Genomic DNA, 21748 nt, shown 5'->3' on the forward strand with positions numbered 1-21748 from the left:
GACAACGCACTCGCCGAGTCCCAGATCGGCCTTTACAAGACCGAACTCATCCGCCCAGACGGGCCATGGCCCACCCTCGAACACGTCGAAATCGCGACCCTGGAATGGGTCCACTGGTTCAACACCGAACGGCCCCACCAAGCCCTCGACGATCTGACACCCCTCCAGGTAGAACAGATTCACTACACTCACCGAACCGGCCACACCAAGGCCGCCTGACACACAAACCCGAGCCTCCGGACACTCCGGGGCGGTTCAGTTGGCCCACGAATCGCAAGCTCTCCCAATCCATTTTTCGCAGCTCTGCGGGACAACTTCAAGACTTATGTTCCGGCGCCCAGTAGCGCAGACTCATGTCTCGCGTAGCCCCAGCGACCGTCCCGATCGGCGGCCGACAAGGAAGAGGTACAAGTGCCTGTGACAGGACGCATCCATCCGCAGTGGCCGAACTGTCTCAACGTCCGCGACCTCGGTGGCCTACCCACGAGCGACGGTCGGCAGATCAGCGCCGGAGCACTGATCCGCTCCGACAATCTCACACGGCTGACCGAAGCCGGCGTTAAAGCAGTCCGGGAGGCATTCGTGAGCCGCATCGTCGACGTACGGTCGCCACAGGAGTGCGCCGCGTATCCGTCCCCCTTCACAAACGATCCGATCCATCACAACATGCCGCTGTCCAAGCCCGGCGACACCTACGACCCCACCCTGAGCATCGACCAGGACTACATCGTGATGCTCGACCGCAACCCCGACCTGCTCGCCGCCGCGGTCGGAGCGATCGCAGACGCGCCGCCCGGCGGAGTCGTCGTCCATTGCCACGCCGGAAAAGACCGCGCCGGGAACGTCGTCGCACTTGCGCTGAGCCTCGCGGGAGTAGGCGCCGAATCTGTCGCCGCTGACTACGCCATCCTGGACGACCGCATGCGCAACCATTTCGACGAACAGCTCGCCCTCATCAACGACCCCACCGAACGGAGCCAACTGGCTGAGTCCTTTACCGCCCGACCAGAGACGATGCTCGCGGTTCTCAAGCACCTCGACGACAGATACGGAGGTGTTGAGCCGTACCTCCGCCTCGGAGGGCTGAGCGACAACCAGGTCAACGCCCTAAAAGCCAGGCTCGTCCCGAGCTAGGGTTGCCCGGCGACCTGCCCGGGTCATCCACGGCCGGCGAGCCGCTTGACGGCGGAGCCGGCGTCGTACTCCGGCCCATTGTCATTTCGCGGAGCTCCATGACCGCTGCTCCGCCGGAGCAAGGCTGCACAGGAGGAATATGATCACGATTCCAGAACGGCTGTGCCAGAAGGCGTTGAACGTGAGTCAGGGCAGCCGTCAGTGGCTTGCGGGACTGCCCGAGGTGTGCCGCCGGCTCAGCGATGAGTGGTCGTTGGACCTTGGGTCACCGTTTGCTGGGTGTCACGTGTCTCTTGTTGTCACGGCGAACCGTGGTCCGCGGCGGCTGGTGTTGAAGGTGCCGATGCCGTCGACGGTTGAGTTGGGCACGCTGCCGGCTGGTGCGCGCGCCGCTGAGGCCGATGCATTGCGGGAATGGGCAGGTGACGGGGCGGTTCAGTTGGCCGAGTATGACCCCGCTACCGGGGCCATGCTGGTAGAGCGCTGCGAGCCCGGCGCGACACTAGACCACGTCGACAATCCTGATGACGCGGATCGAGTGGCGGCCGAAGTCTTGGAGCGGCTGCACCGGCCTGGCCTGCCAAGGCCGCAGTTCGACCGTCTTGCCGATCGCGCTGTCCGGCTCGCGCATGCCTTACCTGCGCGGTACGAGATGGCCGGCGCGCCGTTCGATCAATGGTTGCTCGACACCGCAGTCGACCTCTTGGGTCAGCTTTCCCGATCTGGTCCAGCCGAAGTCTTGCTGCACGGTGACTTCCACCTCGAAAACATTCTGTCCGCCGAGCGAGAACCGTGGTTGGCCATAGATCCATTGCCGATGGTCGGCGACCCCGCCTATGACGCGGTGCAGTATCTCCTGTTCCGCAAGGGCGACCTTGCAGATCCCCCGACCGAATGGGCAACGGCGATCGCCCAGTTCTCTGCCCGTCTTGACCTCGATGCCGAACGGGTAAAGGCCTGGATGTTCGCCAGACTTGTCTCGGATGCACTCGCCGCGTACACCCAAGGCATGACAATGACCGAACTGGGAGCCTGGCAAGGCGATCTCTGGAGCGCGCGGCTCGTTCATCACCTCCGCGAATGATCTTCGGCGACCATCGTCGAGCAACTCTCGATCAACTGTTAGCGAAGGTCGATGGGATCCCACTTTGCCTGGAGGTCGGCGCAGGTGATCCGGATGGTGGCGGTGGTAAAGGCCAGTTCATGGGTGCATCCCCGTGGGTGGGGCAGGGTCTCGTCCAGCCGCAGGCTGTTGTAGTCGGAGAAGTCGAATGCCGAGCCGTTCTCGGTGTGGATCTCAACGGTCGTGACGTCGCTGTAGGAGATGGTGAGACCGTTCCGTCCCTGGATCGGACCGCGCTCGAAGCGGAGTTCGAAGGAGGATGGCTTGGCGGCGGCTGCCGGAGGCAGCGAGCGCAGCTTGAGGTCCTTCACGCAGTGCGGTGCCGCGAAGTCGTAGTGCTCTGGATCTGTAGTGAAGGTCCATGCCCCGGTGGGGAGTCGTGCACGAAGCTTCGGCAGTTCGGCCAGGTAGGCGGACGGGTCGTGCCAGTAGACGCCTTGGCTCTGTCTCTGGACGATCACATACTTCATGTCCCTCCTCATGACGGCGATGTTGTCGGCCAGCCGCTGCACGCGGATCGGCTCGGTGGCGCGGCCTGACGCCACTCCGCGGGCCTACGACTAGCCGACGCGGCCACTGACGGTCCGCATGACTGGTTGACGTCATCTCAGGGCGACGCCGTTCGGCCTCCTCGCCTCCACCGGTGTACCTCTATCTCGGCGTTAGGCCCCACTGTGTCAATGACTAGTTTGCGTAGTTGATCTATCGCCTCATCCGGACTGAGGTCGATGGCACCTGCGAACCCAGAGCTGCACGCCAGGTCGTCGGTTAGTACTAGGCCAGCGAATAACCATTCTGGCGTCGATTCAGTAAGACCCTGATTCAGCGATGAGACGTCCAGGTCCTCAAGCGATTGAAATGGCCACGTTGCCCGGACAAAAGATGCGGGATGGCCCGTGTCGGGGACCGGCCTGTCCCACATGGTCCCTGCAACGCCTGGGAGCATCGGGTGCACCGATACGTCTGCATACCAGCCGGCTTGCGCGTACGGCTCCTGGAACGCGAAGCCGCGAGCGGTGTCAGCGTCCGCAACCTCAATAACGTGCACGCTGCCGGTGTGATCTGAGCCGTCTGGAGACAGTGTTGGGCCTCGGCCGATGAGATGGGACAACCAGCGATCCATGTACGCCTGATGGGCCTCGTGACGGTCACTGGGCCCGAAGTCGAACGCGTGGCCGTCACGGCCGTAGACCAAGAACCGCACCGCTCGCCTCCACTCTTCGCGAACCACAAGTCGGGCCGACCCGCCGTCCACGGCGAACCATCGGCAACGTTGTTGTCAGGAGCGAAGGTCCTTGCGCAGCAACGTGCACGTCGTCTCGTACAGCTGGACCGTGCCGTCCTCCGCTTCGTCGTCCCAGGAGGCGGGCTCACTGCCGTACGCCACGTAGCCCAGCCGCTCGTACAGCGCGAGTGCCCGCGGGTTGTTCTCCTCCACACCGATCTCGGCGCGGGGCAGGCCGCGCGCCCGGATCCGGTCTTCGGCCGCACCGATCAGGACCGTCCCGATCCCGAGTGAGCGCAGCTCGGCGCGGACGGAGAGGGTCCAGATCACCCCGGCCTCCGGCTTCTCGTCGTAGTTGACTCCGCCTTTCGCGACCAGTAGCCCCGAGGGCGTGCAGACGACCAGGTGGTCGACGACGCCGCGACGCGCACGCTCGAGTTCCGCTGGCATCTTCTCCAGGCCAAGCCGCGAGTAGAAGCAGGCGAGGTCCGGAAGGTCGGCCTCCTCCATGTCCCGGACCGTCAGGTGCAGCTCCACCACGCCGGTATGGGTTGTCCCCATGACCTTCATCCCTCGCTCCTCGACGCGTCCTCGTCCGACGTTCACGGACATCATGGACTGGCGACCTGTGAGTCTGGAAACGAATATCGCCGCGCTTGAGGGATTACACCGATGACTACGCTGCTGTTTCAGGCCACTCACGGCCACCCAGCTCGGCGGGAGCCGGCACATTGGGTCGTATATGTACGTTCCCTAAGCTGGCTGACAGCTAAAACGATGGGCCACATTGGAACCATGCCGATATTCGAACCGCTCGGCTTCAAACCAGCCAAGCGGGACAAGTTGAAAGGCTTAGACCGCTGAGCTGCTACCACCGCTCCACAAGGTGTTCCCGACCCGCCGGCGGCTCATACGGTTCGGGCCAATAGTCGACGATCCGGCTGATCAATCCATGCTCGGACAGCTCAAGCCACACACAGGCGTCCTGGTGTTCAGCACCAACCCGAACGTCAAGCCACACAGCGGCGAGCTGACCGTCCGCTACCACGCGACGCGCCCGCAAGTGCCAGTCACCGGGATACTCGCTATTGAACTGCAGGAACCTTGCCTTGCCACGAATACGCTCACGCGTCTGAGGCATCTCATAGACCACATCATCAGCAAGCAGCACAGCCAACCCTGACCAGTCCCGGCGTTCCAGATCGTTGACGTACGCCGTCGCGACCTGCCGCGTAGCTGCCACCTCGTCCACGCCGCGGACACTACCACCCACGAAAACTGACGTGGCCGTTCGTGGTGGAGCTGCGGGCCGGTGGCCATCCGGGTCCTTCGACACAGAGCGGCCGTCGACGCTTAACCGAGCGTAGATGCCGATAGCCGACAGCGACAGGGGTTAGGGGTACGTTCCCAAGCTGAAACCACACCGCCGTGTTACCGTTCCTCAGCGATTCTGCTGATACGTCGGGAGCACAGATGCCCTCAGTCCCGAATGGCGCCCGGTCGACCTCGACAGCCGCTATTCGCGAGCGCATCGAACGCACTCTTGATCAGCCGGCGAGAGAATGGGTCAGGCCCGATACGGGGTTATCGGCGGCTGCCCGTTACTCGGTCACGCTGGGAGACGGAACCCGCGTCTTCATTAAGGCGGCAACCGACAAACAGACGGAGCGCTGGCTCCGCACCGAGTACGCCGCGCTCCAACACGTTCCCGAACGATTCGTACCGGGCGTCGTCGCCTGGATCGACGAACCCGGCTGCTATCCCATCCTCGTCGTAGAAGACCTGCGCCTTGCGCACTGGCCGGCCAGTCACCAGGGCGTGGACTGGCGGGCGGGCGACATCGACCAAGTGCTCGCCGCAGTAGCGGACCTGTCCCGCATTCAGGCGCCAAGCGTGTTCGGCCCGTCACCTCGACGCCCCGCGCTCTGGCCAGCGCTTATGCGCAAGGGGCCGGACCGAGATGCGTTCCTCGACCTGGGGCTCTGCTCGGCGACCTGGCTCACTCATGCCGCCCCCTTGCTCGTTGAAGCCGAAGCGCGCCTCGACGACAGCGGCGACTGGACGGTCCACGGGGACCTCCGCAGTGACAACATCTGCATCGACGCCGAACGTGTGGTCTTCGTCGACTGGAGCAACGCCTCGCGCGGCCACGCCGAGCACGACCTCGCCCAGCTTCTCCCCACCCTGCACCTCGAAGGCGGTCCCCTCCCCTATGAAGTGATGCCCACCGGCGACGGGTGGGCGGCCGCCGGGTGCGCCTCGCTCGCGCGACGTGTCCTCGACGAACACGCGTTGCCGTCGTGGCTTGCCAGGGTGTTCGTCCGGTTAACCGCGATCGACCTATCGTGGGCCGCGTCGTGCCTCGTCCTTCCGCAACCGGATGGCACGGACTGGCAGGCGATCTGACCGCGCCGCCCTGAGCGCCCTAGCTCCACGTTCCCACCCGCCAGCACTGATAGTGCGGCCGATCATGGTCCGTGACGGGTCAGCAGTGATCAAGGCGGCAGCTTTCCAAGCGTATGACCCTCCTCAGGGGGTGCGAGCTTCCAGAACGGCCAGGTCCCGCTCGGCGTACAGCCGGTGCTCCCACTCTTCGTTGAGGATGATCTGCAGGCATTCTCGTACTGGAAAGCTACGGGCCGGTGGCCATCCGGGCCCCTCGACAGGTTTGGTGTGGCTGTCCAGCGACTCGTCGGCCAACTCGGCAAGGAGATCACGCACGGTGGACATCCGGTCGCGGCGGAGCTGGAGTACGACGTCGAGTGCCGGTCGCGCGTCGCGATCTCGGGGTACGCCCGGCGTGTCAGGCATCTCGTCCCATGGCAGGTCCAGCGGGTGCCACGGAGACGGATCCTGGAGTACGGCGCGTCGGATCCAGGAGTCGGTGGCGAACGCAAGGTGTCGCAGCGTCTCGATGAACGACCACTCACCGTCGACTGACTCGTGCAGCAGGTCCGGGTCCAGCCAGCGAGCCCGCGCCACGGTCTGATCCCAGAGCCGCTCGAGGATGGTCCAAGCCTCGCGGAAACCAGCCGGGTCGGTCGGGCGCATCCTCACCCGATCGGGGTATCGCCGGTCAAGCTCGGCATCGATCAATGGCCCGACGTCGACCCCGTTGATGGTCAGGTTCACGATCTCGCCGTGGATGTCGACGTCAACCAACTCGACACCGCGCATCACGACGCGACTCATGTCGACTCCGCGGAACCGCGCCTGCGTAAGGTCGCTGGCCCAGAACTCGGATCCTGCGAGATCGACGCGCTCGAATCTGGAGCCCCGAAGGTCTTCGCCCGAGCAGTCAGCCATGGCCGGGACCGTAGCAAGGATTCCGGACGATCCGCGACCGGAAGGGGCAGAGGTGCAGACTCGTGCTACGGAAGCTGATCAAGTGCTCACGTGGACAGCGCCTTGCCGGGCAAGGTGGGCAACAAGGCGACGCAGACCCGCCCAGGCAAGGACCACGGCCACGGAGGCCAGGGCGAGGTTCGCCGCGAACATACCCACAGATACCTGCGTCGGATTCTCCTGCGGCAGGCGGAACCGTAGGTCGTACGCGGAGCCGGCAGGCGGGTCCATCCATGACTGGTCCTGGTGAACCCAGTCGAACGGGAGTCCAAGGCGAACGTCAGCGAGCTCTCCCGCAGTACTGACCCGGCTGGAGTCGACAAGGAGCCCGAGAACGACCAGAACGCACGCTAGCGCCCCAACAGCGAGTGCCTTCCAGACCAACCGCAGAGCGTTGCCCACCGCCGCCATCGCCTCCGTCAGCCGAAGCAGATCGCAACCGTACGACATTCGCGGGCTAGAAGTCGTCGTCTTCCCCGTTGGGCACGGTCGGGGCGTACTGTCGAGCAGCGCCATCCCGGATCATCCATACCCGAGAGAACCTTCCTCGCGGCGCGGGCACTCCGCACTGAGCCACCTGTCGAACTTTTCGGCATTAGCGCCATCGTCGGGCGCCACCGACAGCATCAGGTTCGCCACCCAGCTCATACCACCCCCTGAGGCTTATCGGAGTGCATGATGACAAACATTGGCTCGCCAGCCACTTCAGGGCGTCCTCCTCACCCTCCTCCAGGTCGAATTCCGAAGGCCGGATTGCGTTGTCCATGGACGGTCAGCCGCGAAGGAACGTCAGGACGGAGTCGGTCTGGCCGAGGATCGAGTGCCCCACGTCGGGCAGGAGGTTCACGGTCGCGTGCGGGACATTCTGACGTACGCGCCGGGCAGTGTCCTCGGAGTCGAGCATGACATCCCGACCACCGACGATCACCAGCGTCGGCATGGTCAGGCGACTCAACGCCTCGTCGGAGAACACCGGCAGGCGATCCATGCGCGGCTTGAACTGCGTGAAGGTCAGCACCAGGTAGTCGAGGACGGGTCCGTCCTCGGGGGCCTCCAGGCCCGCGACGGTTCGGGCCGACTGGCGTACTCCCCAGCGTCCGAACGGTCGCAGGAGCAGCGCTTTGAACAGCCACCCGATCTTCTGCCTGCCGATACCACCCGGGCAGAGCAGGGCCAGGCGGGTCACCCGCTCTGGTCGCCGGGTGGCGTAGTCGAGCGCCATCCAGCCGCCGAGGGATGCGCCGACAATCGAGGTAGTCGTGATGCCGAGACCCTCGAGTACGTCGTCCAGCCACAACGCGTAGGCGTCGGAGGTCAACGGCGGCCGGGACGGCGCGCTCAGGCCCGGCTCACCGATGAGGTCGACGGCGTACGTGCGGAAAGGCCCCGCCCAGGAGGCGATGTCGGCGCCCCACATGGTGGCGTTCGCCCCCGATCCGTGCAGGAGCAGCAGCGGCGGGGCATCCTCCGGCCCCGAGACGACGACGAAGGTCTCGCCTTCGCCGGTGGGCACCCGGACGTGTTCGGCGGGGACCGGCCAGTTCGAAAGCATGCCGCGGTAGTGGCGCTGGATCTCGTTCGCGCCGGCCTCGGACTTGTAGATCGTGTTCATGACGTGAGTACCGCCTCGATGTAGTCGAGCAGCCTGGCGGTGTCGGCCAGGCCGCCCAGCACGATGATCTTCATCCGCGCTCTCTCCTCGTCGTACGCCGTCTCGATCCGCAGTGGCTCGTCGCCCTGGCCACGGTGGGCGACCGAGGCCGTCAGAGCGGTGGTCACGCGGTGGGCCGTCTCGGGGCTGATCGCGTCGACCTCCACGATGCTCGACACGTCGGTACGCCGCTGCCGCCCGACCGTCTCGCGCGTGGATGCCGGCACCGGACGGCCGGTGAAGGCTTCCAGGTCCTCGTGTGCGATCCGGTACTGCTTGCCGATCCGGACCGCTTTGAGCCGGCCCTCCCGCACGTAGTTGCGGATGGTGCGTACGTGCAGGCCCAGGCGCTCGGCGACCTGTTCCACGGAGTAGAGGCGTTCGTTCACGAACGTACTCTAACTTCCACTATCGATGAGCGCAACAGGGACGGTTACGGAAGTTTAGGGAAGGACCTGTGCGGTCGTCTCCACCCACGCGAGGACTCGTCGGGCGATCTTCTCGGTGTCCTCGTCGTCCGTCGTGGTCACGGTGGGGATGAGCTCGCGAGTCTGCGCGGCGTCCGCCAGGGCGTCATCGATCCACTCCGCGGATCAGCCGCGTGCCCGGAGCCTGGCGTACCGAAGCTGATCGGCACAGTCCAGGAGCGCCCGGTGGGGGCCCATCCGGGTCACCGGCGGCGACCTCGTCGGGGGACGGTGTGGGGCACAGCAGGATCACTGGATGCCCGGCTCGCCGGACGATGTGGATGATGCGGTCCCACATGCGGTTGTACGCCGGCCAGATTGGTGCCGCCGCGGGATCAGACCAGGGTTCCCCGGACAACGGATTTACCGCCGAGGGCCGATGCTTGCCTCGACGTCGCCAACTGCGACCTCAAAGTGCAGGATGTTCGACATGGCACGAGGTTCGTTGTGGGGAACCACTCCCCGCGAGCACATCGAGGCCGAGTGCGTTCGGCGGGGAAGGGAGTCGGTGCTCGCGGACTGCCTTGCCCTTCTCCGGGGCGAGACCGACCCGGCGCTCCTGACGTCGCTGACCGGGCCTGGTACCGCCGAGAAGTACTTCGACGGGGCCGAACACAGCGACACCTACTGGTTCCGTGTCTGGGCGCTGCGCGGACTGCTGTGGTCGTGGGATGCCCGCGCGATCGACTGCGTACGCACGGCCCTGACCGACGGCTCCTGGCGCGTACGGGAGATGGCCGCCAAGGTCGTCGCGAGGCATCTCGTCGAGGAAGCCAGCTCCGAGGTGGCAGACCTCATGGACGACCCGGTGCCGCGCGTCCGGCAGGCTGCTGAACGCGCCCTAATCCGCTTGAGCCAGGACTGATCAGGACGCGGACGGACCGGCATGACCAGCTTCCTGCCTGGTAGGAGGAAAGTCGACCTGCCGGGCGAAGGCCTGTGCTCGTACGACAAGCGGCGGGAACTCGTCCATCGCGAAACCTCCGTGGTCCTCGCCGGCAGGCGACCGGTCAGCTACATCCTGCGGCCGAGGCGCGGTCAGGCGAGACTGGCAGTCCACTCTCTTGGGTCACGTCAGGGTGTCGAGTAGTCGGCGGCAGCGGACTGGATCTTCGGTTAGTCCCGCGTTCAGACCCCAGAGCCAGTAATGGACGGTTTGGACGATGGTCCAGGCCCAGGCTCTATGCGCATCGAGGTCGCCGGCCCGGGTTAGTGCGTTGAACAGGTCGCGCACTGCGGCTTCGTCCGGGGCGTCGTCGATACGGGTCCACATCAGCTCGGGAACCGATCGTTCAGGATTCCCGATGACTGGTTTGGGGTCTATGGCTAGCCAAGGCTCCCGGGTGCCGGCCAGGACGTTGCCGTAATGCAAGTCGCTGTGTACGAGGCTCTCGCCTGAATCGGCCGCAAGCTCCTGAGCGAGCTGGGTCGCAAGGTCGACCCAACGGCTGGGTAGCGGATTGCCCTGAGCTTGCTGTCGCAGCTTGAACGTTTCGGCGTGGCTCTGCGCTATGTCGACCAGCAGTGGAAGACCGGGTGGGGCGGGTACGGTGAGCTGCCGGATGAGAGACCCGGCGATCTCCGCGGCCCGCATCAGTTCAATACTCGTCAGCGGACGCGTCGGATCAAGGCGTTCCAGCAGCACTCCTTCCCCGTTAGGACTTGCTTCGAGGAGCAGAACCGCGCCACGGCCGGCCCATCTCCTCAGCGCATGGACCTCATCGGATGCCCCTGGATCGGGACCGAAGATCTTCAACACACATGGCTCGTGGTCACGGCGCACTAGCAGAATCAGATTCCAGTCACCGTACGGCGGCTGATCCTCCACGAGCTGTAAGCCCCACTCGGAGCACAGCTGCTCGACCAGCGCCGGAAGGGACCGCGCCCAGCGGCGCCCGGCGTCACCGTAGGCATGGATCAAACCTTCTTCAAAATCCTGCGGTACAACGATCACGACAGCTCATCCCCGATCTCGGCCTGATGGGCGCGGCCCGTGCTCGGCCGGTCTTCACGGGATCGTCTCAATCTGACGGTCTGGCCCACAAAGCCTTTTGTCGCAAGCTGATCGTGGTCACAGCGTCGGCGTATGAGGGTGGGTACGCCGAGGTAACAGCGGCTACGTGGGCAGCGGCGGGCATCCGCGTCGTACGCCGCTTCGGGTCTGATCAGCCGGTGACTGGAAGGCCGACCCTGGCCGCGAAACCGCCACAGCGTCGTCCACAGCCATCACCGGATTGCTTGCACCCCAGCCCATGTCGTAGCGTCACGCAATGGTGAGTTCCGCCCACCTTCGGGTCCGTCCTGCCAAGAAGAACGATCGACAGTTCGTCTTCGAGGTGCGACGCGCGGCCTTCCACGCCTACGTCGAGCAGATCGCGGGTTGGAACGACACAGAACAGCGCCTAACCGCTGACAGGGAGTTCGACGAACTCCCATTCGAGATCGTCGAGGAAGGCTGGCGGCCCGTCGGCTACCTATGCGTCATCCACGAGAACGAGTGCGACTTCATCGAGGAGATCGCGCTACTTCCCGAGGCTCAGGGTCGAGGCATCGGAACCCAGCTACTAAGAGACATCCTTCAGGCTGCTCAGAAGCGCGGCGTTCCGGTCCGACTAAGCGTCTTTACTAACAATCCCGCGCAAGGCCTCTATGCACGCCTGGGGTTCGAAGTCAAAGGGATCGAGCATCCGCGAGTGAGAATGGAGTGGAGCCCAAACAAGACGTAAGGCGCCATCGAGCCCCAGCGTCGCCGGACCCTTGCAAGCGATGCAACGGGGGAGGCGACGTCAGATCGTGCCCGTGTAGGAGTCAGGACCCTTCGACTTGTCCCGGTCATAGCTATCGCGCTCAGTCCGGTTTGCCCATGGCACACCGAGCTTCCCGCGCCGCATGGCAAGACCTCCCAGGACCAGCAACGCGACAACGACGATCGCGACCACAATCAGGAACGTCTTCATGGCGGCGAGGATGGCACGCGGAACCAGCCGGGTCTAGAGGCTGCGCCTGCGACCTGCCGCGGCCAACACCGGCAGTCAAACTAACACGGGTGTGCTACTTTGAGCCTCGTGGCGAATACGATCGACGGGGAGCGGCGACGGCGCGAGTTGGCCGAGACGGTGTGGCGGCTCATCCTGCGCGGCGGCCTACCAGCCGCGTCCGTACGGGGCGTGGCCGAGGAGGCGGGCCTCGCGACCGGGTCGGTGCGGCACTTCTTCCCGTCCCAGGCAGAGCTGCACAACTTCGCAATGCTCGAGCTCATGGCCACCGTCACCGAGCGTGTCCGCGCCGCCGCGCAGACGCCCGATGTACGGGAACGGGCGCGCGCGATGCTCGAGGAACTACTACCGTTCACCGACCGGACCCACGCGGAGTTCGCCGCCTACCTGGAGTTCCTTGACCGGTCTCGGATCGACACCGCGCTGGAGCCGGTTGCCTCAGAGAGCGTCCGGGCAGCGCGGGAGCTTGTGGTGACGATCCTGACCGACCTGCGCACGCTCGGCATGCTCCGCCCTGAGATCGACGTGGACACGGAGGCTGTACGGCTGCATGCGTTCCTGGATGGGCTGATGCTGCAGTTGCTTGTCGCGCCGGATCTGAACTCCCGTCAGCAGGCACGCGACGCACTCGCCGGCTGGCTTGAAGCATTGGAGGTGAAGGCGTGATCGTCACTGGGATCGTCGCCGCCGAGGTGTCGTTCTGGGTTCTGCTGGGTGTGGCGCTGGTCTGCCGGTACCCGCTGCGGCTGCGACGGATCAGCACTGTGCTGCTGTGGGCGCTGCCGGTGGTTGATGTCGCGCTGCTGGTGTTCGTGGCCATCGACCTCGCGCAGGGCGCCGAGCCCACGCAGCCGCACGCCCTGGCCGCCTCCTACATCGGCTTCACGATTGCGTTCGGCCACCCGCTCGTCCGCTGGGCCGACGCTCGGTTCGCCCACCGATTCGCCGGAGGCGAGCGGCCGAGCAAACCGGCGAAGGGCAGCGCCGCGTACGTACGCGGACTGTGGACCGAGTGGTTGCGCGTCGTGATCGCCGCGGCGATCGCGGCCAGTATCCTCGCCGGCCTCGGGCTTCTCGTACGCCACGAACCAATCCCTCAGTCCGTCGGCGCCGCCGCGACGAACCCGCTGTGGTCGCAGATGATCACCTTGACCATGGTGGTCGTGATCTGGTTCCTCGCCGGCCCCGCCTTCGCGCGCCGCTCGCCCATGGCTCACTGAGCTTCTGGCCCACCCTTCGTCGCTCTAGTCTGTCCAGTCCAACTGGGGTTCGGGAACGCCGAGTTCTCGACCGTACGCCTGGGCTTCCATCCGGCTTGCCCTGTGACCCCGCGGGTATCGGAAGACCCGATCCGGGAAGACGACGAAGATCTCCTGCTCATTGTGGAAGTCGGCGTACCAACCTGGCTTATCGAAAGTGCTGGCCAAACCCTCGGCCAGCGACACGGCGTGGGCGTCTTCTACCTCGAACTCGATGGCTGTCCACACGGAGGGCTGGTCCGGTGACGTGCCCGTGGCGTTGTACTTGCTGAGCTTTCGAACGACGAACGGGACGTCCTCCAATGACGTCCCGACTCGAAGGCTCTCGAGGATGAGCACACCGTCGTACATCTGATCTCCTTCACGCCGGGATGGACAAGCACAGTCAGGGTAGGTGCGACCACCGACAGTCCTTCGCCAAGGCGCGGGCGCAGGCGTGCAGGTCGTATGACGCCGCAGGGTCTAACGTACGAGGGAAAGCGCTCGGTGCAGATTGGATTCGGCTATGCCCAGCATCCCTTCACGGTCAGGGAAGTCTCCGTCAAGGATACGTAGCGGCCCTGCGACCAGAGCAAGATGCATCGCGAGACCACCTCAAGGCATTCGAAGGAATTCGACCGCACAGAAGTAGGAGTCATTGAAACGTAGCTGCGCGCCCTCGCAGCACGTGAAAGGTTGACCCCAACGGGAGTGATCGGCATCCGGAAAGCAGGCAACCAATGCTGCCTCCAAATCGCCCGAGTGGCCGATGAACAAGGCATTCTCGCCTTCTGGCAGTGGTGTCATAAGGTCCCGCCAGAGGGCCGCCATGGAGTGCGCGTATCGGTAGTAGGCACCACCTTCCGCGAGCACGGACGCCAGTGCGGCAAAGGGACGATCGGCGAGCCACCACTTCGACGCATGAGCCTCCGCGTGAACATCCTCGTCGGAGGTGAGCGTAACCACCTCCTGATCGACGGCGAAGCCCATTGCGAGCGCCGTCTCCCGAGCTCGTGGCACAACCGAAGTCGCCACCATCGCAAAGGGGCCCATCGATTCGCCAAGTTTCCGGGCCAGGTCCACACCGGCCTGAGCCAGCTGCGAACCACCGGTGGCCTTGCGCAGGCTGTGCCGCCGGATCTCGAGAGTTCTCACGATCAGCGACCCTACCGAACCAGCCGATCTCGCGGCCCGCCTTGAGAGAGCGAGTCCGCGATCGGCAGCGGCATCGCCAGCCGCATGCCGAGCTTTCAAGGACGCCTACGGAGGCAGGGTTTAGGGGCGTCGCACGTCAACCTAACTTCTCGGTCGTCGATTGCGGTGTTGTCGTGGCGCGCCGCGGAAGGAGGAACGCCGACCCGACAAGGAGTACGACACCAAACCAGATGCCACCAGTGACGCCGAGAATGGTGCCGGTAATCCCTCCGGCGACGGCGCCGAGCGGCTGGCCGACGCGAATCGTCATTGACCAGGCCGTCGCCGCGCGAGCCATCAGATTGTCGGGCGTGTGGTGCTGGCGGTACGTCGCGAGCGAGGTGTTCGCGACCGCGGCGAAGCCGAGGAGTCCGGCCAGCGCGACCCCGACCATCAGCAGGCCGATCCCACCCGTCGGAGCCAGAGGCATGAGTACCATCCAGGGGCCGCGAAGCACCGAACTCCACCACAGCGTTGGGATGAGGCCGTAGCGATCGATGGCGCGACGGGCGAGCCGGGCGCCAACCAGGCCAGCGAGACACGGCAGGCCGACAACAATGCCGTACTCAAGAGGCGTCGCCTGGAGTTCCCGCACCAGCAGCAGAGCCTGGAGTGGCGAGAGCAACATGATCGTGGAAGCGAACACGGTGTAGCTGGCGAGGCATCGACGGAGTTCCTTGTTTCGCAGTAAGAACATCATGCCGGCGGCCATCTCGCCCCGCCGGCTTGCCGGCCGCGTCTGGACCGGCGGCTCGGGACGGCGGATCCGGCGTACGAACACGGCGCTCACCAGGAATGAGGCGGCATCCACCAGCAGGGTGCGAGCGGGCCCCAACAGTCCGACCAGTGCGCCGCCGAGGGCAGGGCCGGTCGAACTGGCAAACCACTGCGTCGACTCCAACCGCCCATTCGCATCGGCAAGTGCGGCATGCGGGACCAGTGCCTTCAGATGAGCTTGGCTCGCCCCACCGAAGGTGATCGCGAGCGCCGTGTTGAGCATGGCGACCAGCGCGAGCTGCGGATATGTCAAAGCGTCGAACGCGGCTACCGCTGGGATGCTCGCCAGGCTGAGCGCACGGGCGAGATCAGTGCCGATCATGACCGGGCGCTTACGCCGATATTCGACAAACAGACCCAGCGGAAGTGCGAGTGCGGCCGCGGTCGCAGCACCGAGCGCAGTGAGCAAGGAAACCGCGAAGGTCGACGCGTGCAAGGTGAGAACGGCGACGAGCGGAAGGGCAAGCGTCCCCACCGCACTTCCGACATCGCTCATCGAACGCGCCGCCCACAGGCGGTTGAAGTCTCGATCACCCCGGACCGTGGACCTCGCGGCGAGGCCTGGCGACGGCGTTGTCATCAACGGAGGACACTACTGGATTGTCGTCCAGGAAGGCTTCAGGTTGGTTCCGCTGATGGCTGTCGCGCCTGAGGACTGGGGTGGCACGTCCAAGATTGCTACCGTGACTTCGGCGTGAGGTGCCCGTGACAGGTTTCCGGGTTACCACGTGACTTGGATCCGTCCGGGCAGATCGCGTCGGACCAGACCGTCCCCTCCAGGTTCGCTCCATCCAACCGCGCGCCACGAAGGTTGGTGCTGACCAGCCAGGCCCCGCCCAGATCAGCATCACGAAGGTTGGCGCCACCGAGATCGGAACGCGTGAACACCGCGGTTCGCAGATTCGTCTCGGCAAGGAGAGCTTGACGCAGGCCAACGTTGGTGAGGGATGCCTGCCCGGTAACGACAGCCTGGGTCAGGTCGGCGCGAGTCAGGTCGACTCCGTCCAGGTTCGCTGAATCAAGATTCGCCAAGCTGAGGTCCGCGCCAGCGAGGTCGACGTTGTTCAGCATCGCGTTCCGGAGGCTCGCTCGATAGAGGTTGGCTCGAGTCAGCTTCACCTCATCAAGTTGCTGGCCGTTGAGGTTCGAGCGTTCCATGTTCGCGCACCGTAATGGACGCCCGCTGAGCTCTGGCCCGGACAAGGATCTGCCCGACAGATTCGGCCCCTTGTTTCCTGGGCAGTTCTTGCCGTGATCCTCCCCGAAGCATCCCGGTAGGAGACTCACCACAAAGACCGTGAACGCCGCACAGGCAATGGAAATGGTGCGAGCGGGCCGTCGTATCGCCCCACGGCTTGTCCCTCGCGAGAGAGCCTGCCCCACACCTCCATTCACCTGACCAGTATCAGGTCTGCGAGCGGTGGTACAGGCCTATTCAAACTCGGTGGGCAATCTCGCATAGGGAGCGACATCGACCCAGACCAAGGTCATTGCGGGCAAGTGGCCCACGTTCCGCGTGAAATGTGGAGCCGCGCCCTGGCCGAGCGGAGGTCGGCGTGGGCCCTCTGGCTTCTCAGTATCCGGAACGATCGGGTGTACGCCATTCGAGACGGGCGCGACCTCACGCGGCATCTCCCCACGAAGCACGCTCAACTTGCCTTGCGCGGGTACCAACGTGCCGCGGGCGGCATTGCATCACCGGGCCCGTGGTGGGTTCACCAGGCGCAGGAGCCTGCTGAACCCACCGGCAGCCTCGTGATGGGCATCAAAACCCCTGGCGCCGGACAGGTCGCGGCATCGTGAAGGTCGCGGGAGCCGACTTGGCAGAGATGTCTCGGCTTCTATGCCGACACTCCTCCGCCAAGTCATCGCAACCTCGGTGGGCGGGCCCTACTCCCGCGCCCAGATCCAGCAACCTGTCCGACGCCGCCTCGACAAGAGCGTGGCGTCCCACTCGAAGATCGTGAAGGATTCTAGTCAAATAGCGACGAAAATCCTTCACGATCATGGCCGCCCCGCTTGGCAAAGTTGATCAACGGTCCACAGATCGGGCACTCCCCGCATGGATGCCGGAATTCGGGACCGTTGATCAACTTCGGCGGAACGGCGGTTTCGAATAGGCCTCATTCTGAACGCAGGCCTCGTCACGGAGGATTTGAAGAGGCCTCGATCAAGCAGAGGGCCGGTCACTATGCGAGATCACCCACTGACGTCGCCCCGGGTATCGGCGTCCGCCTGCGACGGCGCCCGTGGGCGCCAGACCGCGTGTGCGAAGCGGCCCCGGAGGCGGCGCCCGGGGCGGGCGGTCGGCAGGGTCGTACGCTGAGCAGCGAGGGCCAAGGACCTGGCGATGCATCCACTCGCCGTAGCTGCGACTCCTGCTGATCTCCTCGCGGCCCGCCTCCAGATGGGGCTGTCGCTGGGCTGGCACATCGTGCTGGCCTGCTTCGGGGTCGGAATGCCGGCCATGACCCTGATCGCGGAGTGGCGCGGCCTGCGTACCGGCGACCCGGCGTACCAACTACTGGCCCGCCGCTGGGCCCGGGCGATGGGTGTCCTCTTCGCCGTCGGCGCGGTCTCGGGGACGATCCTTTCGTTCGAGATGGGCCTGCTGTGGCCGGGGCTCATGGGGAGGTACGGCCAGGTCATCGGGCTGCCGTTCGCCCTGGAGGCGATCGCGTTCTTCATCGAGGCGATCTTCCTGGGGATCTACCTTTATGCGTGGGATCGGCTGTCGCCCCGTCAACATCTCCTTGCGGGAATCCCGATCGTGATCGCCGGGATAGCGTCGGCGTTCTTCGTGGTGGCGGCGAACGCCTGGATGAACCAACCGACCGGCTTCGACGAACGCCATCATAGGATCATCTCGGTCGCTCCGTGGCGGGCGATGTTCAATCCGGCAACGCCGCCCCAGACGGTGCACATGATTCTGGCGGCGTTCATGGTCACCGGATTCGGCCTGGCCAGCGTGTACGCCGTCGCGATGCTGCGAGGCCGGCGGGACCGCTATCACCGCCTCGGCTTCGCGCTCCCCTTCACCATCGCCGCCGTCATCACGCCGATCCAGATCGTGGTCGGCGACTGGGCCGCGCGGTTCGTCGCCGAACACCAGCCGATCAAGCTCGCCGCGATGGAGGGCGTGTACGTCACCCAATCCGGCGTACCCCTGCATGTCGGCGGAATCGTCGTGAACGGCCACATGAGGTACGCCCTGGAGATTCCGTACGCCCTTTCCCTACTGGCGCACGGGAACCCGTTCGCGACCGTCATCGGCCTGAACACGGTGCCTCCGACGGATCGCCCGCCGGTCAACGTCGTCCACCTGTCGTTCCAGGTCATGGTGGGGATCGGGTTCGCGTTGCTCGCGCTCGCGCTGTGGTGGGCGATCGTCTGGTGGCGCCGGCGGCGGGCACCCGCGTCCCCGTGGTTCTACCGCGCGTCCGCGTTGGCCGGTGTCGGCGCGGTCATCGCCCTTGAGTCGGGATGGGTGACGACGGAGGTGGGACGCCAGCCGTGGGTTGTCTACGGGATCCTGCGGACGGCGGACGCGGTGAATCCCGCACCGGGCCTGGTCGTGGGATTCTTCATCGTCGCCTCCGTTTATGTCGTCCTCACCATTGCCACGGTCTATGTCCTGCGCCTGCTGGCGCGGGAGCGGCCGGTTCCGGTGGCGCCGCAGGAATACGACGCGGACGAGAGCGGTGCGTCATGACTCTGGCCACGGTGACGCTCGCCGTCCTCTGGGTGGGCCTCACCCTCTACGTTCTCCTCGGCGGCGCTGACTTCGGGGGCGGAGTGTGGGACCTCATCGCCGGTGGGCCGGAGCGCGGGCGGGAGACCCGGCGACTCGTCGAGCACTCCCTGGGGCCGGTGTGGGAAGCGAACCACGTGTGGTTGATCTTCGTGGTCGTCGTCCTGTGGACGTCGTTCCCGCCGGTCTTCGCCTCGGTGGCCTCCACGCTCTACATCCCACTGACCCTGGCCGCGCTCGGGATCATCGGCCGCGGAGCCGCGTTCGCCTACCGCAAGGTGACGACGCAGCTGTGGCAGCAGCGGCTCTTCGGCGCGGTCTTCGCGTTCTCGTCCGTGATGACGCCGTTCTTCCTGGGCGCCGCCGCAGGGGGGATCGCCTCGGGACGGGTGCCGCTCGGGATCGCGCGGGGAAACCTGGTGACCAGTTGGTGGAACCCCACCTCCGTGGTGGCCGGGCTGCTGGCTGTCGGCACCGCGGCGTACCTCGCCGCCGTCTACCTGACCCGTGACGCGCAGCGGGGGCACGCCGAGGACCTTGCGGAGTACTTCCGCCGGCGGGCCCTGATCACTGGTGTGGTGGTCGGCGGGCTCGCCGTGGTGGGGCTGCTTGTGCTGTATCTGGATGAGCGGTCGTTGTTCGTCGAGCTGACGACCGGGCGGGCGCTGCCTCTGCTCATCGTGTCGGTGGTCTCCGGTGTGGTGTCGCTGGTGTTGCTGGTACGCCGGGCGTTCCTTGCCGTACGCGTCACCGCCGCCCTCGCCGTCGCCGGCCTGCTGTGGGGGTGGGGCGTCGGGCAGTACCCCATGCTGCTCCCGGGCGTCACGGTGCAGGAGGCCTCGGCGTCCCGCACGGTCCTCGCCGCGAGCCTAGGCGCGCTCCTCGGCGGAGCCATCCTGCTCGTGCCGTCGCTGTGGTGGTTGTTCCACCTGTCCCAGCAGCCGACGACCGTACGGCAGTCCGACACGGCGCCGCGTGGCGGGGAGCCGCCTGGCGGGGAGCCGCCTGGCGTGGAGCCGCCGGACTGAGCGCGGTCGCCGTGTTTCGGTGCCACACCGAAACGGGCATCCGAATCCCAGCGGTTGTCGGTGACCCGGGCTAGTGTCCAGCGCACTGACGTTCGACTCGTGCAAGGGAGCATGTGGTGGCATCTCGTCTCAACCCGTACATCAGCTTCACCGACAACGCGCGGCAGGCCATGGAGTTCTATAAGGACGTCTTCGGCGGCACCCTGCGGATGAACACCTTCGGTGAGTTCGGCGCACCCGACTCCCCCGATGCCAACAAGATCATGCACGCCATGCTCGAAACCGACCGTGGCTTCGCCCTGATGGCCGCCGACACCCCGTCCGGTATGGAGTACAACCCCGGTACCAACATCGCGGTGAGCCTGAGCGGCGACGACGCCGACGACCTGCGCCGCTACTGGGGGAAGCTGTCGGAGGGCGGCAACGTCACGGTCCCGCTGGAGAAGCAGATGTGGGGCGACGTGTTCGGCATGTGCATCGACCGGTTCGGCATCGCGTGGATGGTCAACATCATCGCCGAGCAACCGTCCTGATCCACGTCAGACCCTGCTTCACGCCAGACCCTGTGCGCGCGGACGCGGGTGAAGCCGAGCAGCTCGCAGGCATCCGCGCGCAACATCTCCGCGTCTGGCTCGAACCCCCGCCCGACAGGTCGCAGGCGTCTAGCCAGCGCGGCCAGACCTTCCAGCCGTCGGGGATCATGTCCGCGACCTCGACGGTGACCAAACCTGTCCTTTCCCAGTAGTAGCGCCACCAGTCGGAGCTGCGGAAAGTGCACAGATCGGGGCCCCACCGGGCCGCGAGGTTGGACGGCACGTCTGAGCCAGGCTCGAGCCGGAGTCCGGGGTTGACGATGCCGATCGATCCGGCGGGCTTCAGGAATCTCAGGCAGTACGGCAGGTGGAGCACATCCGTGCCGAAGTGTGTGGAAGGCGCCGAGACTTACGATGGCGTCGAAGAATCCCTCTGCGAACGGCAGAGAGCGCGCGTCGGCGTAAATCGGGTGAACCTGTCCGGCAAGCCCTCCTTCCTGAATCCGCTGCCAGTTCTCGGTTGGTTTGGTCCACAGGTCAACTGCCCACACCTGGACGTCGTACTCCCGTGCCAGAAAGGTCGACGTCAGCGCCGTTCCGTCGGGTAACGCCGTCCGCGGATGAATGTACCAACCCGTGCGCACCGGTGAGGGTAAGGACGTCTCGAGGTTGGGTCCGAAAACTGTAGACCAAAGGGGCATGAGGTCTACAGTTTTCGGACCCAACTCGAATTGACCGAACCGCTACGCCGACGGTCCATTCAATAGGCCATTAGTTCGCTTACTTAGCGCTATTCGAGGCCACGGAAAATTACATTCCCGAGGCTCTTGGAATGGGCTCTTTCAGGCGGGGTTTTGTCGGTGGTCGCCGATAGTGTTTCGGTTATGGATTTCACGACTGGCGCCCCGCCCACGCTGCCGCTGCGTGGGTTGCTGGATATGGTCCAGGACGGGCTTGCTCAGGCGTTGAACTCCCCTGTCTGGTCACGTACGGACGCCGACACTGCTGACGGGCTGGAGCAGGTGCACCAGATCGTCGCTATGGCTGAGGCTTTGCGGCTGCAGTTCATCCACGACGCTGACACGCGCGAACTCGCCTCCCAGGCGGGTGCCACATCGACGGCGGCGTGGCTGCGGCACAAGCTGCACCTTCACCCCGGCGCTATCGGCGCGGATGTGAAGCTGGCCAAAGCGTTGGAGACCAACCTTCAAGCCACCGGCCAGGCACTTGCCGCAGGCCGAATCTCTTTCCTGCACGCCAAGATCATCCGTGAATCGATCAACCTT

The 21748-nt window shown here is 65.3% G+C and carries 26 protein-coding genes and 1 pseudogene; 12 read left to right on the forward strand and 15 right to left on the reverse strand.

Features of this window, described 5'->3' with window-relative positions:
• The 3 genes from B141_RS52025 to B141_RS46615 form a co-directional block, all read left to right on the forward strand.
• On the forward strand, positions 1-219 hold a 219-nt coding region (locus tag B141_RS52025; RefSeq protein ID WP_020579760.1), incomplete at its 5' end, for an integrase core domain-containing protein.
• Positions 220-417: 198 nt separating this feature from the next.
• Positions 418-1134 carry a tyrosine-protein phosphatase gene (locus B141_RS0136285; RefSeq protein ID WP_020580080.1) on the forward strand — a complete coding sequence of 239 codons (717 nt, stop codon included), beginning with the start codon at positions 418-420 and terminating at the stop codon, positions 1132-1134.
• Between the two features lie 139 nt (positions 1135-1273).
• On the forward strand, positions 1274-2218 hold the full coding sequence (locus B141_RS46615; protein WP_020580081.1) for an aminoglycoside phosphotransferase family protein: 945 nt from the start codon (positions 1274-1276) through the stop codon (positions 2216-2218).
• Positions 2219-2256: 38 nt separating this feature from the next.
• Here the strand turns inward: B141_RS46615 and B141_RS0136295 are convergent, their stop codons facing one another.
• The 4 genes from B141_RS0136295 to B141_RS0136305 form a co-directional block, all read right to left on the reverse strand.
• Positions 2257-2727 (reverse strand): hypothetical protein, encoded by a 471-nt coding sequence (locus tag B141_RS0136295; RefSeq protein ID WP_026257900.1) that lies wholly within the window; start codon positions 2725-2727, stop codon positions 2257-2259.
• 137 nt (positions 2728-2864) lie between these two features.
• Positions 2865-3512, reverse strand: a complete 648-nt coding sequence (locus tag B141_RS53175) for a YciI family protein (RefSeq protein ID WP_420313621.1) — start codon at positions 3510-3512, stop codon at positions 2865-2867.
• Between the two features lie 24 nt (positions 3513-3536).
• Positions 3537-4043 carry a GNAT family N-acetyltransferase gene (locus tag B141_RS0136300; RefSeq protein ID WP_026257901.1) on the reverse strand — a complete coding sequence of 169 codons (507 nt, stop codon included), beginning with the start codon at positions 4041-4043 and terminating at the stop codon, positions 3537-3539.
• A 307-nt stretch (positions 4044-4350) separates the two neighbouring features.
• Positions 4351-4734: a nuclear transport factor 2 family protein gene (locus B141_RS0136305; RefSeq protein WP_020580084.1), complete on the reverse strand. Its 384-nt coding sequence runs from the start codon at positions 4732-4734 to the stop codon at positions 4351-4353.
• A 221-nt stretch (positions 4735-4955) separates the two neighbouring features.
• Here B141_RS0136305 and B141_RS0136310 point away from each other — a divergent pair, with 221 nt between their 5' ends.
• Entirely contained in the window at positions 4956-5888 is a 933-nt protein-coding gene (locus B141_RS0136310; RefSeq protein ID WP_020580085.1) for a phosphotransferase, read from the forward strand.
• Between the two features lie 123 nt (positions 5889-6011).
• Here B141_RS0136310 and B141_RS0136315 read toward each other — a convergent pair whose 3' ends face one another.
• The 4 genes from B141_RS0136315 to B141_RS0136330 all read right to left on the reverse strand — a co-directional run bounded on the left by B141_RS0136315 (position 6012) and on the right by B141_RS0136330 (position 8867).
• Entirely contained in the window at positions 6012-6788 is a 777-nt protein-coding gene (locus B141_RS0136315) for a DinB family protein (RefSeq protein WP_020580086.1), read from the reverse strand.
• Positions 6789-6866: 78 nt separating this feature from the next.
• The gene (locus tag B141_RS0136320; RefSeq protein WP_020580087.1) at positions 6867-7277 is read right to left on the reverse strand and encodes a hypothetical protein; all 411 of its coding nucleotides are present in this window, start codon (positions 7275-7277) and stop codon (positions 6867-6869) included.
• A 322-nt stretch (positions 7278-7599) separates the two neighbouring features.
• On the reverse strand, positions 7600-8439 hold the full coding sequence (locus B141_RS0136325) for an alpha/beta fold hydrolase (RefSeq protein WP_020580088.1): 840 nt from the start codon (positions 8437-8439) through the stop codon (positions 7600-7602).
• A complete protein-coding gene (locus B141_RS0136330; protein WP_020580089.1) occupies positions 8436-8867 on the reverse strand; it encodes a helix-turn-helix domain-containing protein in 432 nt (143 codons plus the stop codon). The genes B141_RS0136325 and B141_RS0136330 overlap by 4 nt, the downstream gene beginning before the upstream one ends.
• A gap of 508 nt (positions 8868-9375) precedes the next feature.
• Between B141_RS0136330 and B141_RS46620 the strand changes: the two genes are divergently transcribed.
• Positions 9376-9810: a HEAT repeat domain-containing protein gene (locus B141_RS46620; protein WP_020580090.1), complete on the forward strand. Its 435-nt coding sequence runs from the start codon at positions 9376-9378 to the stop codon at positions 9808-9810.
• Positions 9811-10014: 204 nt separating this feature from the next.
• Here the strand turns inward: B141_RS46620 and B141_RS44770 are convergent, their stop codons facing one another.
• Positions 10015-10899 carry an aminoglycoside phosphotransferase family protein gene (locus B141_RS44770; RefSeq protein WP_020580091.1) on the reverse strand — a complete coding sequence of 295 codons (885 nt, stop codon included), beginning with the start codon at positions 10897-10899 and terminating at the stop codon, positions 10015-10017.
• A gap of 316 nt (positions 10900-11215) precedes the next feature.
• On the opposite strand from B141_RS44770, the gene B141_RS0136350 reads away from it, so the two are divergent.
• The gene (locus B141_RS0136350) at positions 11216-11671 is read left to right on the forward strand and encodes a GNAT family N-acetyltransferase (protein ID WP_020580092.1); all 456 of its coding nucleotides are present in this window, start codon (positions 11216-11218) and stop codon (positions 11669-11671) included.
• A 60-nt stretch (positions 11672-11731) separates the two neighbouring features.
• Here B141_RS0136350 and B141_RS50105 read toward each other — a convergent pair whose 3' ends face one another.
• On the reverse strand, positions 11732-11902 hold the full coding sequence (locus tag B141_RS50105; RefSeq protein WP_020580093.1) for a hypothetical protein: 171 nt from the start codon (positions 11900-11902) through the stop codon (positions 11732-11734).
• Between the two features lie 108 nt (positions 11903-12010).
• Here B141_RS50105 and B141_RS0136360 point away from each other — a divergent pair, with 108 nt between their 5' ends.
• The gene (locus tag B141_RS0136360) at positions 12011-12607 is read left to right on the forward strand and encodes a TetR/AcrR family transcriptional regulator (protein ID WP_020580094.1); all 597 of its coding nucleotides are present in this window, start codon (positions 12011-12013) and stop codon (positions 12605-12607) included.
• Complete coding sequence (locus B141_RS0136365; RefSeq protein WP_020580095.1) at positions 12604-13161, forward strand: hypothetical protein; 558 nt, start codon at positions 12604-12606, stop codon at positions 13159-13161. The genes B141_RS0136360 and B141_RS0136365 overlap by 4 nt, the downstream gene beginning before the upstream one ends.
• Before the next feature lie 24 nt (positions 13162-13185).
• Here B141_RS0136365 and B141_RS0136370 read toward each other — a convergent pair whose 3' ends face one another.
• From B141_RS0136370 to B141_RS0136385, 4 genes are all read right to left on the reverse strand, one after another.
• Positions 13186-13551 carry a hypothetical protein gene (locus tag B141_RS0136370; protein ID WP_020580096.1) on the reverse strand — a complete coding sequence of 122 codons (366 nt, stop codon included), beginning with the start codon at positions 13549-13551 and terminating at the stop codon, positions 13186-13188.
• A gap of 243 nt (positions 13552-13794) precedes the next feature.
• Complete coding sequence (locus tag B141_RS44775; RefSeq protein ID WP_020580097.1) at positions 13795-14334, reverse strand: histidine phosphatase family protein; 540 nt, start codon at positions 14332-14334, stop codon at positions 13795-13797.
• A 136-nt stretch (positions 14335-14470) separates the two neighbouring features.
• Positions 14471-15730 carry an MFS transporter gene (locus B141_RS0136380; protein WP_020580098.1) on the reverse strand — a complete coding sequence of 420 codons (1260 nt, stop codon included), beginning with the start codon at positions 15728-15730 and terminating at the stop codon, positions 14471-14473.
• A 98-nt stretch (positions 15731-15828) separates the two neighbouring features.
• The gene (locus B141_RS0136385) at positions 15829-16308 is read right to left on the reverse strand and encodes a pentapeptide repeat-containing protein (RefSeq protein WP_020580099.1); all 480 of its coding nucleotides are present in this window, start codon (positions 16306-16308) and stop codon (positions 15829-15831) included.
• Positions 16309-17500: 1192 nt separating this feature from the next.
• Between B141_RS0136385 and B141_RS0136395 the strand changes: the two genes are divergently transcribed.
• The 3 genes from B141_RS0136395 to B141_RS0136405 all read left to right on the forward strand — a co-directional run bounded on the left by B141_RS0136395 (position 17501) and on the right by B141_RS0136405 (position 20462).
• Entirely contained in the window at positions 17501-18862 is a 1362-nt protein-coding gene (locus B141_RS0136395; RefSeq protein ID WP_020580101.1) for a cytochrome ubiquinol oxidase subunit I, read from the forward strand.
• Positions 18859-19929, forward strand: a complete 1071-nt coding sequence (locus tag B141_RS0136400; protein ID WP_020580102.1) for a cytochrome d ubiquinol oxidase subunit II — start codon at positions 18859-18861, stop codon at positions 19927-19929. The genes B141_RS0136395 and B141_RS0136400 overlap by 4 nt, the downstream gene beginning before the upstream one ends.
• Positions 19930-20045: 116 nt before the next feature.
• Positions 20046-20462 carry a VOC family protein gene (locus B141_RS0136405; protein WP_020580103.1) on the forward strand — a complete coding sequence of 139 codons (417 nt, stop codon included), beginning with the start codon at positions 20046-20048 and terminating at the stop codon, positions 20460-20462.
• Between the two features lie 377 nt (positions 20463-20839).
• Here the strand turns inward: B141_RS0136405 and B141_RS53180 are convergent.
• Positions 20840-21163, reverse strand: a pseudogene (locus B141_RS53180) (SAM-dependent methyltransferase); the annotation flags it as partial.
• Between the two features lie 159 nt (positions 21164-21322).
• Here B141_RS53180 and B141_RS0136415 point away from each other — a divergent pair.
• Positions 21323-21748 (forward strand): DUF222 domain-containing protein (locus B141_RS0136415; RefSeq protein WP_237742905.1); only part of this gene is annotated, 426 nt, incomplete at its 3' end.

The sequence above is a fragment of the Actinopolymorpha alba DSM 45243 genome, from assembly GCF_000373925.1.
Taxonomy (GTDB): Bacteria; Actinomycetota; Actinomycetes; order Propionibacteriales; family Actinopolymorphaceae; genus Actinopolymorpha; species Actinopolymorpha alba.